Origin of the sequence: Variovorax sp. J31P179 (assembly GCF_030316985.1) — a bacterium.
GTDB lineage: Bacteria > Pseudomonadota > Gammaproteobacteria > Burkholderiales > Burkholderiaceae_C > Variovorax > Variovorax ginsengisoli_B.
The window spans coordinates 617323-632240 of the sequence record NZ_JASZYL010000002.1 but is presented as its reverse complement, the minus strand read 5'-3'; the positions used below and the strand labels follow the sequence as shown (position 1 = coordinate 632240).

General features: G+C 66.3%; 13 protein-coding genes and 1 pseudogene. 10 read left to right on the top strand and 4 right to left on the bottom strand.

The annotated features are described in order from the left end of the window. Position 1 precedes the first annotated feature (1 nt). Together QTI17_RS07370 and QTI17_RS07365 are read left to right on the top strand one after the other, a co-directional pair. The gene (locus tag QTI17_RS07370; RefSeq protein WP_286531962.1) at positions 2–1096 is read left to right on the top strand and encodes a sulfate/molybdate ABC transporter ATP-binding protein; all 1095 of its coding nucleotides are present in this window, start codon (positions 2–4) and stop codon (positions 1094–1096) included. Between the two features lie 2 nt (positions 1097–1098). Next, positions 1099–1632 carry a disulfide bond formation protein B gene (locus QTI17_RS07365; protein WP_286532173.1) on the top strand — a complete coding sequence of 178 codons (534 nt, stop codon included), beginning with the start codon at positions 1099–1101 and terminating at the stop codon, positions 1630–1632. Between the two features lie 3 nt (positions 1633–1635). Here QTI17_RS07365 and QTI17_RS07360 read toward each other — a convergent pair whose 3' ends face one another. Continuing rightward, positions 1636–2328, bottom strand: coding sequence for a P-loop NTPase family protein (locus QTI17_RS07360; protein ID WP_286527688.1), 693 nt, complete (start codon positions 2326–2328; stop codon positions 1636–1638). Positions 2329–2717: 389 nt separating this feature from the next. Beyond that, the gene (locus tag QTI17_RS07355; protein ID WP_286531961.1) at positions 2718–3467 is read right to left on the bottom strand and encodes a hypothetical protein; all 750 of its coding nucleotides are present in this window, start codon (positions 3465–3467) and stop codon (positions 2718–2720) included. A 129-nt stretch (positions 3468–3596) separates the two neighbouring features. Between QTI17_RS07355 and smc the strand changes: the two genes are divergently transcribed. The 7 genes from smc to QTI17_RS07320 all read left to right on the top strand — a co-directional run bounded on the left by smc (position 3597) and on the right by QTI17_RS07320 (position 13046). Further along, positions 3597–7112 carry a chromosome segregation protein SMC gene (gene smc / locus QTI17_RS07350; protein WP_286531960.1) on the top strand — a complete coding sequence of 1172 codons (3516 nt, stop codon included), beginning with the start codon at positions 3597–3599 and terminating at the stop codon, positions 7110–7112. 13 nt (positions 7113–7125) lie between these two features. Further along, positions 7126–8223, top strand: coding sequence for a cell division protein ZipA C-terminal FtsZ-binding domain-containing protein (locus tag QTI17_RS07345; RefSeq protein ID WP_286531959.1), 1098 nt, complete (start codon positions 7126–7128; stop codon positions 8221–8223). A 13-nt stretch (positions 8224–8236) separates the two neighbouring features. Further along, positions 8237–10327, top strand: coding sequence for an NAD-dependent DNA ligase LigA (gene ligA, locus QTI17_RS07340; protein ID WP_286531958.1), 2091 nt, complete (start codon positions 8237–8239; stop codon positions 10325–10327). Between the two features lie 71 nt (positions 10328–10398). Further along, positions 10399–10695 carry a hypothetical protein gene (locus QTI17_RS07335; RefSeq protein ID WP_286531957.1) on the top strand — a complete coding sequence of 99 codons (297 nt, stop codon included), beginning with the start codon at positions 10399–10401 and terminating at the stop codon, positions 10693–10695. A 19-nt stretch (positions 10696–10714) separates the two neighbouring features. Continuing rightward, positions 10715–11254, top strand: a complete 540-nt coding sequence (gene def / locus QTI17_RS07330; RefSeq protein ID WP_286527675.1) for a peptide deformylase — start codon at positions 10715–10717, stop codon at positions 11252–11254. Positions 11255–11546: 292 nt separating this feature from the next. Then, on the top strand, positions 11547–11843 hold the full coding sequence (locus tag QTI17_RS07325; RefSeq protein ID WP_286531956.1) for a hypothetical protein: 297 nt from the start codon (positions 11547–11549) through the stop codon (positions 11841–11843). Positions 11844–11873: 30 nt separating this feature from the next. Further along, positions 11874–13046, top strand: coding sequence for an MFS transporter (locus QTI17_RS07320; RefSeq protein WP_286531955.1), 1173 nt, complete (start codon positions 11874–11876; stop codon positions 13044–13046). A 13-nt stretch (positions 13047–13059) separates the two neighbouring features. Here QTI17_RS07320 and QTI17_RS07315 read toward each other — a convergent pair whose 3' ends face one another. Beyond that, complete coding sequence (locus tag QTI17_RS07315; RefSeq protein ID WP_286531954.1) at positions 13060–13464, bottom strand: DoxX family protein; 405 nt, start codon at positions 13462–13464, stop codon at positions 13060–13062. Positions 13465–13620: 156 nt separating this feature from the next. Beyond that, positions 13621–13920: pseudogene (locus QTI17_RS07310) on the bottom strand (transposase); the annotation flags it as partial. Positions 13921–14329: 409 nt separating this feature from the next. Between QTI17_RS07310 and QTI17_RS07305 the strand changes: the two are divergent. Then, entirely contained in the window at positions 14330–14878 is a 549-nt protein-coding gene (locus tag QTI17_RS07305) for a fimbrial protein (RefSeq protein ID WP_286531953.1), read from the top strand. The last annotated feature ends 40 nt before the right edge of the window (positions 14879–14918 follow it).

The following is a 14918-nucleotide window of genomic DNA, read 5'->3' as shown; positions in this document are numbered from 1 at the left end:
CATGAGTATCGAAATCAGAAACGTCAGCAAGCAATTCGGCGACTTCCACGCCCTGCGCGATGTCAGCCTGGACGTGGCCTCGGGCGAACTGGTCGCGCTGCTGGGGCCTTCGGGCTGCGGCAAGACCACCTTGCTTCGCATCATCGCGGGCCTGGAAACCGCCGGCACCGGCAGCATCCTGTTCGCGGGCGAGGACACCACCGATGTCCATGTGCGCGAGCGCCAGGTCGGCTTCGTGTTCCAGCACTACGCGCTGTTCCGCCACATGACGGTGTTCGAGAACGTCGCCTTCGGCCTGCGGGTCAAGCCGCGCGGCCTGCGCCCGAGCGAGGCGCAGATCAAGACCAAGGTGCACGACCTGCTCAAGCTGGTGCAGCTCGACTGGCTGGCCGACCGCTATCCGGCCCAGTTGTCGGGCGGCCAGCGCCAGCGCATCGCCCTGGCGCGCGCGCTGGCGGTCGAGCCCAAGGTGCTGCTGCTCGACGAGCCCTTCGGCGCGCTCGACGCCAAGGTGCGCAAGGAACTGCGCCGCTGGCTGCGCCGGCTGCACGACGAACTGCACGTGACCAGCATCTTCGTCACCCACGACCAGGAAGAAGCGCTCGAAGTGGCCGACCGCGTGGTCCTGATGAACAGCGGCCGCATCGAGCAGGTCGGCTCGCCGCAGGAGGTCTGGGACCACCCGGCGAGCCCCTTCGTCTACGGCTTCCTGGGCGACGTCAACCTGTTCCATGGCCGTTCGCTCGAGGGCGAGGTTCAGGTCGAAGGCATCCGTCTCGACACCCGCGACCAGCAGGGCTTGCGCGACGGCAAGGCGCTGGCCTATGTGCGGCCGCACGACCTCGACGTGGCGCGCTACGCGCCGGGCGCCAGCGGCATCGTCGCGACCCTGACCCGCGCCATCGTGGTCGGACCGATCGCGCGGCTGGAACTGGAACCGGTCGAATCGAATCCAGATAATCCGGGCTCCGGAACCATCATCGAGGCGCAACTCCCTGCGCAACAGTTCCGGGACCTTGGTCTTGGCGAGGGCGACAAGGTGGTCGCCACGCCGCGCAAGGCCAGGGTGTTCGTAGAGGATTGGGTTTCACCTTGAAGTTGTTCGACTGGTATTTCGGCGCGCCGAGGCGCGCCCTGGCGCTGATCTGCGTGGCCTGCATCGCGATGCTGGCCTTCGGCATGTACCTGCAGCATGTGGTGGGCCTCGAGCCGTGCCCGATGTGCGTCGTGCAGCGCTATGCGCTGGTGCTGGTGGCCGTGTTCACCGGGCTCGGCGCGGCCAGCGGCAGCAAGGCCTTGCGCATCGCCACCATCCTGACGGCCCTGGTCGTGGCCGTGGGCGGCGCCTACACGGCGGCGAGCCAGAGCTGGCTGCAGTGGTATCCGCCGGAGGTGGTCTCGTGCGGGCGCGACATCTACGGAATGATCGAGACCTTTCCGCTGCAGCGCGCGCTGCCGATGATCTTCCGCGGTGCCGGCGACTGCTCGCAGATCGACTGGACCTTCCTTGGCCTGTCGATCGCCAACTGGTCGTTCATCGCCTTCACGGGGTTCGGGCTGGCGCTGCTGGTGCTGCTGGCGCGGTCGTTCCGCCGGCCGCCTATCCGGCCGGCGCTCAAGACCGTCCGCTGAGGCCTACAGGGGCAGGGTGTCGAAGGCCGCGTAGGCCGTCGCCAGCCAGGTCTTCACGCGCTGGCGCTCGAGCAGCCCCAGCGCGTGCGGGCCCTCGCGGTCGTTGACCGCCTTCCAGAAGCTCGTGTTGCGCGCATCGATCTTGCGCATGCTGGCGTCGTGCAGCCGGGGCAGGGCGATCACGCGCGCGCCGTGCGCCGTGGCCTTGCTGAGCGACTGCGATCCGAGCAGCAGGCCGAAGTCGTTGCCGCGCCCGTAGTTCTGCACCACGATGTAGTTCGGCCGGTCGCCGAAGGTGTCGATCAGGGTGCCGAGCAGGTCGCTGGAATCCTTGCCGTCGTCCAGCACGTGCCAGAAATTCACCGCCACCCCGAGTTCGGCGAAGACGTCGAACAGGTCCGACTCCTTGATCCAGCGCGACAGCGGCGCCAGCGTCTGGGCCGCGAGGTCGACGATCACGCTCTGCTGCGGATTGGTTTCGAAGCCGTTGACCACCGTGTCGAGGCCCTCGAAGCTGTCCACCACCACCTGCGACGCGAAGCCCTCGTAGAAACGGGTGAAAGAGCTGTGCGAACGGTCCGTGTCGAAGCCCACGAAAGGCCGGCTGTGGTCGATGAAATACTGCGCCAGCACCCGCGCCGTGACCGACTTGCCGACACCGCCTTTTTCGCCGCCGATGAAATTGATGGAGCTCATGAGGTTCCTGCGAGAGTGGGAAGAAACTGCGATCGATTCTAGGTGCGGGGCTGGATTGGACCTGGTGCTGTCCGACCATCGGCACCCCGCTTGCGCAACGCCCGCAAGGATCGCGCCATGGCTGTCCGGGGCGCGTGCCGAGGGCACCGGGTGGCCCCCTCCGCTCATGTCCCCCGGCCTGCGGCCTCCTCCTTTACTTCGCTGCGGGGGCCACCCGGCGCCCTCGGCACGGGTAGCAGGAGGTTGTTCCCGCCGATCAACGACCGCCGTGACGGCTCACGCCGATGGTGTGCTCTGCGCAGCGAAATAAAGGAGGAGCCCGAAGGGCGGGGGACATTCGCGGAGCAGAGCACACCGTCGGCGTGAGCCCGCCCCCCCGGCCAGAAACCTCACTTCGGCACCATCGCAAGAAACGGCCCCAGGCTCCCCAGGAACCAGTTCTGGCTGAAGTCGAGCGCCGCGCGCCGGTACTTCTCGTCGGCCTGCGCCGCCAGCAGGTCGAGCCGAGCCACCACCTTGGACAGTTCGCGGTCGACCAGCAGGTTGCGCCCGCGCTCGCTGATCTCGGTGGCCAGCAGCAGCGGCTGCCCGTCGGGGCCGGTCTTCGAACCGATCAGCCACAGCGAGATCTCGAAGTTGCGCGCCGCCCGGTAGCTGTTCTCGGCACTGACGCCGTCGAGCATGTTCTGCTCCCAGGTGTCGCCGTTGGCCTGCTTGAGCAGCGCCGCCCAGCCGACCACCAGCGCGGCGACGCGGTCGCCCTCGAAGGGCTTGGGCGCGGTCTCGAAGGCCAGGCGGACGGCATCGATGCCATAGGCGCCATGCAACTGCGGCAGCGGCGCGTTCTGCGAGATCGATTCCCAGGTGCGCTGGATCGCCTCGTCGGCGCTGCCGCACCACTTGCGCCATTCGCGTGGATTGCGTCGATAGAGCGAGATCTGCACGCGCCGCACCGACTGCAGGTTGTCGCGCAAGGCCAGGTTGGCGATGCGGTTCGCGCCGCTCTGGAGCCATTCGTTGCTGGCATAGGGTTCGGCGCGCTGGGTGGAGCCGCAGGCCGCGAGCGCCAGGGCCGCCGCGCCGCTGCCGATGAGCCACGCACGGCGAGCAAGACACGGGGAAAGAGGGGAAACGCGCATGGTCCGCACGTTATCATCCTCGCCTCAGGTGGCGGCCTGGCCTGGACGTGCCAGCCGCCGGAATCTGCTTACAAATCAACACCTTGGCACCCAACCTTGGCAAAACAACTGGCTTAGGGCCGACCTGACGTGCGTCTCAATTCCATCAAGCTCTCGGGCTTCAAGTCCTTCGCCGAACCCACCAATTTCCTGCTTCCCGGCCAGCTGGTCGGGGTGGTCGGTCCCAACGGCTGCGGCAAGTCGAACATCATGGATGCCGTGCGCTGGGTGCTCGGCGAATCGCGTGCCTCCGAACTGCGCGGCGAGTCGATGCAGGACGTGATCTTCAACGGCACGACCACCCGCAAGCAGGCCAGCCGCTCCAGCGTCGAACTGGTGTTCGACAACGCCGACCACCGCGCGGGCGGCCAGTGGGCGCAGTTCGCCGAGATCGCGGTCAAGCGGGTGCTGACCCGCGACGGCAACTCCAGCTACTACATCAACAACCAGCCGGTGCGCCGGCGCGACGTGCAGGACGTGTTCCTCGGCACCGGCCTGGGGCCGCGCGCCTACGCGATCATCGGCCAGGGCACGATCAGCCGGATCATCGAATCCAAGCCCGAGGAACTGCGCCTGTTCCTCGAAGAGGCCGCCGGCGTCTCGAAGTACAAGGAGCGCCGCCGCGAGACCGAGAACCGGCTCGGCGACACGCGCGAGAACCTCACGCGGGTCGAGGACATCCTGCGCGAACTCAACAGCAACCTCGAGCGGCTCGAGAAGCAGGCCGAGGTGGCGGCGCGCTACAACCAGCTTACCGGCGACGCGACGCGCAAGCAGCACCAGCTGTGGTTCCTGAAGCGCACCGAGAGCGAGGCCGACCAGGCCAAGGTCAAGGCCGACGCCGAGCGCGCGATCAACGACCTCGAATCGCGCACCGCAGACTTGCGCCACATCGAGGCCGAGCTCGAGACCGTGCGCCAGGCCCACTACGCGGCCGGCGACCAGGTCAACCAGGCCCAGGGCAAGCTCTACGAGGCCAGCGCCGAGGTCGGCCGGCTCGAAGGCGAGATCCGCTTCGTGGTCGAGGGGCGCCAGCGGGTCGAGCAGCGGCTGGTGCAGCTGCGCGAACAGATGGGGCAATGGGACACCCGGCGCGACGACGCCGAGGCCGAGATCGAGACCCTGGCCGGCCAGGGCGTGAACGCCGAGGAGCAGGCCGAACTGCTGGCCGCCCAGCTCGAGGAGCACGACGCCCGCATGCCCGAGCTCGAGGACGCCCAGCAGCGGGCCCAGAACGAGGCCAACGCCCAGCGCGCGACGGTGGTGCAGGTGCAGCAGCAGATCCAGGTGCTGGCCGCCGACCAGCGCAACATCGAGGACCAGAGCCGCCAGCTCAACCTGCGCGCCGAGCGGCTGCGCACCGACCAGAACGCGCTCGCGGCGCCCGACGAGGGGCGCTTGCGCGAGCAGCAGGAGCAACTGGCGATGGCCCAGGAGGCGGCCGCCGAATCCGATGCGCGCCTGCAGGAACTGCAGGAAGCCGTGCCGCAGCTCGACGACGACCGGCGCACGCGCCAGCAGGCCGTCAATGCCGAAGGGGCGCGCCACGCCGACCTGTCGGCGCGGCTGGAGGCGCTCAAGGCCTTGCAGGAGAAGGTCAAGACCGACGGCAAGCTCGCGCCCTGGCTCGCCAAGCATGGGCTCGAAAGCCTGCAGGGCCTCTGGAGCCGCATCCACATCGAGCTCGGCTGGGAAGACGCGCTCGAATCGGCCTTGCGCGAGCGCATGGGCGCGCTCGAAGTCAGCCGCCTCGACATGGTCCGCGCCTTCGCCGCCGATGCGCCGCCGGCCAAGCTGGCCTTCTATTCGCCGCCGCTGGCGGGCCTGCCGCCGGGCGCGTCGTCGCTGCCGCGGCTGTCCGACCTGCTGCGCCTGGCCGACGCCGGCCAGCAGGCGCTGCTGGCCGAGTGGCTGCACGGCTGCTTCACGGCCACCAGCCTCGAAGAGGCGCTGGCGCAGCGCGACAAGCTGCAGCCCGGCGAGGTGATCTACATCAAGAGCGGCCATGCGGTCACGGCCCACAGCGTCAGCTTCTACGCCCAGGATTCGGAACAGGCCGGCCTGCTGGCGCGCCAGCAGGAAATGGAGAACCTGGAACGCCAGCTGCGGGCCCAGACCCTGATCGCCGACGAGTCGCGCACCGCGCTGGCCCGTGCCGAGGCGGCCTACGGCGATGCCGCCCAGCGCCTGGTCGCGGCGCGTCGTGAAGCGGCCGAGACCCAGTCGCAGGCGCACGCGCTGCAGGTCGAGACGCTGCGCCTGTCGCAGTTGGCCGAGCAGACCCGCGCCCGCAGCGAACAGCTGTCGAACGACTTGGGCGAGGTGACGGCGCAGCTCGAGGAGCTGCAGGAAAAGCGCATCGCCGCCGAGTCGCGCTTCGAAGAGCTCGACATGCAGCTCGCCGACAGCCAGGAACGCCATGCGCAGCTCGATGAGAAGGTCATCGAGGCCGGCCGTGCGCTCACCGCCAGCCGCGAACAGCATCGCAGCCTGGAGCGCCAGGCCCAGGAAGCCACCTTCGCGCAGCGCACCCTCGAGGCGCGCCGTGGCGAGCTGAGCCGCGCGATCGAGACCGCCAGCCAGCAGATCGTCGCCCTGACCGACGAAGAAGAACGCGCGCGCGCCGAGCTCGGCCGCTTGTCCGACGCCGCCGCGCAGGCCGGACTGCAGGACGCGCTGTCGCTCAAGCTCGAACGCGAGACCGCGCTCGGTGCCTCGCGCAGCCAGTACGACGACCTGACGATCAAGCTGCGCGCCAGCGACGAGCGCCGGCTGCAGCTCGAGCGCGAGCTCGACCCGCTGCGCCAGCGCATCACCGATTTCCAGCTCAAGGAGCAGGCCGCGCGGCTGGGCTTCGAGCAATACCAGCAGCTGCTGGCCGACGCCGAGGCCGACCTCGAGGCGGTCGCGCTGTCGATCGAGACCGACAAGGTCCGGCTCACCGGGCTGCAGAGCGAGATCGACCGGCTGCATCGCGAAGTGGCAGCGCTCGGCGCGGTCAACCTGGCCGCTCTCGACGAACTGGCGGTGGCCAGCGAGCGCAAGACCTTCCTCGATGCCCAGTCGGCCGACTTGAACGAGGCCATCGGCACGCTCGAGGACGCGATCCGCAAGATCGACGCCGAGACCCGCGACCTGCTGGGCGGCACCTTCAAGATCGTCAACGAGCACTTCAGCCGGATGTTCCCGGAGCTCTTCGGCGGCGGCAATGCCCGGCTCATGATGACCGGCGACGAGATCCTCGATTCCGGCGTGCAGGTCATGGCCCAGCCGCCGGGCAAGAAGAACCAGACCATCCATCTGCTGTCGGGCGGCGAGAAGGCGCTGACCGCGATCGCGCTGGTGTTCGCGATCTTCCAGCTGAACCCGGCGCCGTTCTGCCTGCTGGACGAAGTGGACGCGCCGCTGGACGACGCCAACACCGAACGCTATGCCAAACTCGTCACAGCCATGAGCCGCGAAACCCAGTTCCTCTTCATCAGCCACAACAAGATTGCCATGGAGATGGCCGAGCAGCTGATCGGCGTGACCATGCAGGAGCAGGGCGTCTCGCGCATCGTGGCGGTCGACATGGAGTCGGCGGTATCGATGGTCGAAGCCGCTTGAGCACCAGGGGCCCATGAGCAATCTCACCGTCGCCCTCGCCATCCTCGGCGGACTGGTTCTCGCCACCGTGGTCGGCTACAACACATGGATGTCGCGCCGCAATGCGCCGAAGCAGCCCGACGCGCCCGCCAGCAGCGAACCGGCCGCGCCGGAGGCCGCCCCCAAGGGGGAGTTCGAGCCCGTGCTGCATGTCGATCCGCACCAGGTCCCCGGCAACGAGCGGCACGAGCCGCTGTTCGATCCGGACCTGCCGGCGCCGAGCGCACTGGCGGCACCGTCGGCCGAGCGCCGCGGCGGCCTCGATCCGCTGATCGACATCATCGCCCCGGTGTCGCTCGACGGCCTGGCCTCCGGCGACGCCGCGATCGCGGCCATGCCGGCGACCCGGCGCGCCGGCAGCAAGCCGGTGGCGGTCGAGGGGCTCAATGAATTCACCGGCGAGTGGGAGCCGGCGGTGGCCGGGCAGCGCTATGGCGCCTTCCAGGTCGGCGTGCAGATGGCCAACCGCACCGGTGCGCTCAACGAGATCGAATACTCCGAGTTCGTGGTCAAGGCCCAGGCCTTCGCCGATGCCCTCAACGGCGCGCCCGAGTTTCCCGAGATGCTCGACGAGGTGGCGCGGGCCCGCGAGCTCGACCAGTTCGCGAGTTCGCACGATGCCCAGCTGAGCTTCGTGCTGCGTGCCCGCCATGCGGCCTGGAGCCCCGGCTACGTGCAGCAGAACGCTTCCCGCCTCGGCTTCGTGGCCGGCATCATCCCGGGGCGCATGGTGCTGCCGGCGGGCGAGCAGGGGCTGCCGCCGATCCTCGGGCTGTCCTTCGATACCCAGGCCGCGCTGGCCGACGATCCGGCGCAGTCGGCGATCCGCGAGTTGACCCTGAGCCTCGACGTGCCGCAGGTCGACCGCGCGGAGCGCCCCTTCGAGCGCATGCGCGAGTCGGCCGCCGCGCTGGCGCGCGAGATGGACGGTGTGGTCACCGATAGCGACGGCCAGCCGCTGCGCGACGAGACCATGGATGCCATCGGCGTCGACCTCGAGCAGCTCTACGACACGCTCGACACGCGCGACCTGTCGGCCGGCTCGCCGCTGGCGCGGCGTTTGTTCAGCTAGTCCGGAGATCCCCATGCCCACGCGCGAAGACGCAGCTCGCGAGGCCGCTGCGCTCAGCGAGCAGCTGCACCGCCACGCCCATCTCTACTACGTGCTCGACGCGCCCGAACTGCCGGACGCCGAGTACGACCGGCTGTTCCAGCGGCTGCAGGCCCTGGAGGCCGAATTTCCCGAACTGCGCACCCCCGATTCGCCGACCCAGCGGGTCGGCGGCAAGCCGCTCGACGGCTTCGCCAAGGTGCGCCACAAGGTGCCGATGCTGTCGATCCGCACCGAGACCGACATCACGCCCGCCGGTGCCAGTGCCTTCGACGCCCGGGTCCGCAAGGAGCTCGGACTGGCCGAGGATGGGCCTCAGGTCGAATACGTCTGCGAACTCAAGTTCGACGGCCTGGCACTGAACCTGCGCTACGAGGACGGCGTGCTGGTGCAGGCGGCGACCCGCGGCGACGGCGAGATCGGCGAGGAAGTGACCCAGAACATCCGCACGGTGCAGCAGATCCCGCTGCGCCTGCAGGGCGACCCAACGGCCATTCCGCCGGTGGTCGAGGTGCGCGGCGAGGTCTACATGCGGCGCGACGATTTCGACGCGCTCAACGAGCGCCAGCGCGAGAAGATCGCGGGCGGCCAGAAGAACGAGAAGGTCTTCGTCAATCCGCGCAACGCGGCGGCGGGCGCGGTGCGCCAGCTCGATCCGTCGATCGCGGCCCAGCGGCCGCTGAGCTTCTTCGCCTACGGCCTGGGCGAGGTGACGCCGCCCGAGCAGGGCGGGCCGGACTTGCCGACCCAGTTCGACTGGCTGCAGCAGTTCAGTGCCTGGGGCTTCCCGGTGGCGACGCAGACCGCGCGCGCCCGTGGTGCCATCGAGCTGATCGCCTTCCACGAGACCATCGGCCGCCAGCGCGACTCGCTGCCCTACGACATCGACGGCGTGGTCTACAAGGTCGACAGCCTCGCGCTGCAGCGGCAGCTCGGCTTCGTCTCGCGCGAGCCGCGCTGGGCGGTCGCCCACAAGTACCCGGCCCAGGAGCAGCTCACCGAGGTGCTGGCGATCGAGATCCAGGTCGGGCGCACCGGCAAGCTCACGCCGGTGGCCAAGCTGGCGCCGGTGTTCGTCGGCGGCGTGACCGTGACCAACGCCACCCTGCACAACGAGGACGAGACCCGGCGCAAGGACGTGCGCGTGGGCGACACCGTGATCGTCCGGCGCGCCGGCGACGTGATCCCCGAGGTGGTCGGCGTGCTGCCCGAGAGCGCGGCTCGGCCCGACGCCGAGCGCGGCCCGGTCTTCACGATGCCGCACCAGTGCCCGGTCTGTGGATCGGACGCCGTTCGCGAGGAGGGCGAGGTCGACTACCGCTGCACCGGCGGGCTGTTCTGCGCAGCGCAACGCAAGGAAGCGATCCTGCATTTCGCGGCCCGGCGCGCGCTCGACATCGAAGGCCTGGGCGACAAGCTGGTCGAGCAGCTGGTCGATGCCGAGCTGATCCGAACGCTGCCCGACCTCTACAAGCTGGGCTTCACGACGCTGGCCGGCCTGGACCGCATGGCCGACAAGTCGGCCAACAACATCGTCGCGGCGCTGGAGGCGTCGAAGAAGACCACGCTGCCGCGCTTCCTGTTCGGGCTCGGCATTCGGCACGTGGGCGAAAGCACGGCCAAGGACCTGGCGAAGCATTTCGGCAAGCTCGACGCCATCATGGACGCGAGCGAGGAGCAGCTGCTCGAAGTCAACGACGTCGGTCCGGTGGTCGCGACCAGCCTGCGCACCTTTTTCGACCAGCCGCACAACCGCGAGGTGGTCGAGCAGCTGCGTGCCTGCGGCGTCCACTGGGAAGAGAGCGAGCCCGCCGCCCGCGCGCCCAGGCCGCTGGCAGGAAAGACCTTCGTCATTACCGGTACGCTTCCTACGCTGGGTCGCGACGAGGCGAAGGACAAACTCGAAGAGGCCGGCGCCAAGGTTGCCGGCTCGGTGAGCAAGAAGACCGATTACGTGGTGGCCGGCGCCGAGGCCGGCAGCAAGCTGGACAAGGCGCGCGACCTCGGCGTGACCGTGATCGACGAAGCGCAGATGCTGGAGATCCTCGCCCAAGGACTATCCTGAGATTGTTTCGTTTTCCCGGTCAACAGGCGGGCGCGCCGGCCGTTGAATCGAAGATGACCCAGGAGGTCCGGATGAAGCGATTTCGTTCTGTGTCGGCCGCCATCGCCGTGGCGAGCGCCGCCCTGCTCGGCGGCTGCGTGGCGCCCGGTCCGTACTATGCGGGCGCGGCCTATCCCTACTACGCCGACCCGGTCGTGGTGGCGCCATCGGTCTACATCGGCGCCACCGGCTACTACGGCTGGGGCGGCTACTACGGCGGCTACCGCTATCCCGGCTACTACGGCTACTACGGACGGGCCGGCTACTACGGGCATCCGGGCTACTACGGTCGGCCCGGGTACTACGGCAGGTACTACGGACGACGCTAGGCCACCGCGATAATCGCGCATGGCCATCCGCGAAATCCTCAAGATGGGCGACCCCCGGCTGCTGCGCATCGCGCAGCCGGTCGCCGCCTTCGACACCGACGAGTTGCACCTGCTGGTGCGCGACATGTTCGAGACCATGTATTCGGTCAATGGCGCCGGGCTCGCGGCGCCGCAGATCGGGGTCGACCAGCAGCTCGTGATCTTTGGCACCGACACGGTGAATCCGCGCTACCCGGATGCGCCGATCGTCCCGCGCACGGTGCTGCTGAACCCGGTCGTCACGCCGATCGGGGACGAGGAGGAAGAGGGCTGGGAGGGCTGCCTGTCGGTGCCGGGCCTGCGCGGCGTGGTGCCGCGCTTCGCCAACATCCGCTACACCGGCTTCGATCCGTACGGGGACCCGATCGATCGCACGGTGAGCGGGTTCCATGCCCGGGTCGTCCAGCACGAGGTCGACCACCTGCTGGGCAAGCTGTATCCGATGCGGGTGCGCGACTTCTCGCGCTTCGGCTTCACGGAGGTGCTGTTTCCGGGGCTCGATGCGGGTGAGGATGACTGAAGGAGGCGTCCTGTTATTTCGCTTCCGAAAAATCCTAGTTCTTCAATGAAATGCATTAATCATTTGAAGAATTAGTGAAAAGTTCACGGAGAAATTTCATATCTTCAGGTTGAATGCCATGTTTGGGGCGTTTTGCTTGGGAAAACAAGAAAAAAGCATTGCAGTGCAATCCCATGCGGTGAACCTGGGGTTGAGGAAAACTCAACCCAATAAGCGTAGCCTTGGACTCGTCAAGGAAGATCGTCCGGGGATTCTCCTTGACATTCAGTCGCTCCTTTAGGAGTGATGCTCATTGTTCAAGGGGGTTAAAATGGGAAGAGCCAGTTACAATGTGGAAGCTGTCTGCGATCATGCGACGCCGGAGAAGGATTCGGCGTTGCGATTGCACATGGATCTTCCTATTTCTCATGAGGAATTTCAAGTAATTCAAGAGAAATTGGATGTCAATGATTGGGCGGCAGTGAAGGTCTTGATGCTTAAGAAGTATCCAGAGCTTCAGGACGCCATTGGTTCATGGTTGAAGAATGGTGAGGCAAGAGCGCTCGGTGCCTTACATCATGAAAATCGCCTTCGAATCGTCAACGGATAGTTGAATAGTGATTCGGGGAGCACTGCATCGGTGGCAAGCGCAACACCCATCGTTCTGCGCATCGTGGTGTGCGGCGTGTTGTTCGATGCATTGATCCCCCTTTCGCCCTTCATCGTCGAATCCTTAGGCATCGGCTTCGGGGACTTTCAGCGAATCCTGTCCATGGGATTCTTGATTTTTTCCGGCACCCAGTTTCTTGCTCCGCGATTTGCCAATGCGGGGGAGCCCGAGCAACTGCTTCTTGTCTCCACGCTGGGGGTCGCCGCGCTGTGCGGCATGTTGGCGCTTCCGTCCAATTTCTGGGGCTTTTCCCTCATCCTGTTGCTGATGTTCTCCGCCAATGCGGTGGGATCCGTATCGGCGCGTACATCGCTTCGCGGCTTGCTTGATAGTCAGCGCTTCGAGAAAGCGCTTTCGTCTTCCTACTCGCTCATGAGCGCCGGCGCCGTTCTGACGCCGATTCTTGTCGTCGCCGTCGCCACGCGATTGCATTGGAAATGGCTGGTGCTCTTGCCTTCGATGGTGCTGTGCGGGCTTTGTTTCTTTCTGCCGCGATCAACACGGGGTCGGCGCGAACGAACGGAGGCGCCTGATGCATCAACCCGAAAGGTCGGTGCATTCACCAGAATCGCGAGGAAAAAAGAGTTCCATATTCCATTGTTGATGGGGATGGCTGCGCAAAGCCTCTTCGCTGCGGTGCTGATCAGCAAACCGTCGATATTGGTGGGGCAGTTCAAGATGGCGCCGTCGACGCTCGGCGCTGCGTTGGCGTTCACGGCCGCCGTCGAGGTCCTGGCCTTCCATCTTTCAGGAAAGGCCGCCGGAAGATTTGGCTGGCAGCGCAGAATCTGCGCCGCATGGGGTTTCCTGGCCCTGGGAATCCTGGCGCTGCTGGCCTCCGCCTACGCAGACAGCGTGGCGCTGTTTCTGGCTTTTGCGGTGATGGTCGTCGTCTTCTTCTGCATCGTGCTTCCGATTTCCGCCACCTTGGCGCTCGACGTCGCACCCGACGAGAGATTCCATGCCGCGGCCTTGTACGGTGGAATCCAGAGCCTGGGAGGCGCTTCGATCGTGTTCCTGTTGTCCGCGTTGCCGGGCTCGCCGGTCGCCGCACTGATCATTCTTGCCGTGCTGGTATGGGTGGGCATGCCGGGCCTGCAGTTCGCGCTGCATCGGCCAACCCGCCAAGCGCACGGCGGGTAGCCGCGACTCCGAGCTAGTTCAGTCGTCCGCTGGTGCCGCCCAGGCTGAAACGCCCGGCGCCCAGGAAGGCCACCGCCAGCGCGGCGAACAGAAACATGCCCTGCAGTTCGAGCGCCCAGCCGCCCGACTTGCCGATGACCGTCAGGTCCTTGAGGTGGACGAGCCAGATGGCGACCAGCATGTTGATGACCGTGATCCAGGCCGCCGGACGGGTGTAGACACCGATGATCAGCAACACCGGTGCCAACAACTCGCCCACGTAGACCAGGTAGGCGAGGGCGCCTGGCAAGCCATGCGACGTCAGCATGCCCTCGACGAAACCAACGCCGTTACTGAGCTTCGAGATGCCGTGAAGCAGGATCAGGATACCCAGGGCCAGACGCAGGACGAGCTTGCCGGTGTCATCGGAACGGATCATGTGAAAAACCTTTCGTTGCTAAAAACAGGGGCGATTGTGGTCGATCTCGCACCGCGTTGCCGCATCGGGGTCTCGCACGAGGCGATTTTCCGGATCGGACAGCGATGTCACGGCCGGCTCGCCGGGTCTCGGCAGCGGGAGTGACGTCGATCGGCGCCGCTGGGGCTGCATGAGGGTCGCATCGATCGTCCTGAAGGGGTTGTCGGCATCCCGAGTCAGGGCCTCCACCACCGGCAGCCAGGCGCCGCTGCTGCGCCATCGCGTATAGCGCAGGTGCACGACGCGGAAGTCACCGAAGCGCGGCGGCAGGTTGCGCCACGGAATCCCGGTGCGATAGCGGTACAGCACGGCCTCGACGAACAGCCGGTTGTCTTTGGCTGTCACGCCGACATGACCGCGGCGCCCGGGCAGCAGGTTCTTGATCAACATCCATTGGTAGTCCTTCAGCGCGTACATCCGTCCCCATGATTTGATTTCTATTTCCGCGAATATAACTGTCGGAAAACGTGCGTAATTGATGACAGTTACAAAGTGAAGTACTGAGGGTGTCTATTTTACCAATGAAGACAGCGGCAGGCCTGAGTTCAGTCAATTGAATTGATGACAAACGGGTTTCTCGCATCGATGTTACCGGTGGTTAATAAATTCCTAATTTATTACACCATCGAGGTCAATTGATGGTTTGATGGAATTCCAATTTCTGCTCACTCTATCGGAATTTTCCGCACCGGCGGGCTTCGCTTCGATGATTAGAATCCACGCCGTGCATCAATGCCGGGTGGCATTGACAATTGATTCTTAATCAAAAGATGGGGCGGCGAACACCTCCCCTTGCACGCATTGTCAACTTCAATATGGAATTGCCATGAAGAAAATCATTCTGTCGACTCTCGTTGCCAGCGCCTCGGTTCTTGCTTTTTCCGCCCATGCATCGGGCCGGATCAATTTCGACGGCGAGGTGGTGGCCCAGACCTGCAACGTGACCGTCAACGGCCAAGCCACGACCCTGGTGCCGGGGACCAACGTATCGCTGCCGCACGTCACCCAGGGTGCCCTGGCCAACGTCGGCGACGTGGCTGGCGAGACGCGCTTCACCATCGGGCTCAGGGATTGCCTGGCGACCCCGGGCACGGCCGCCGCCTTCTTCGAGCAAGGCCCGACCGTGGATGGCTCGGGTCGGCTGAAGAACATGACGGTCGGCGGCGCCGACAACGTGCAGCTGCAGCTGCTCGATGTCGACGGCAACAATGCGCCGATCAACGTGGGTGACGCATCTCAGCGCACCAACAACGTCCACGGGACCATCTCCGGCGGCGCAGTGGATCTGCCATACGGCGTCCGCTACTACGCGACGGGTGCCTCCACCGCCGGCCTCGTGACCAGCTCGGTCACCTACACGATCGACTACCAATAAGGTTGATCGCGCCCGCGCGCCCTGGCGTGCGGGCGCCTCG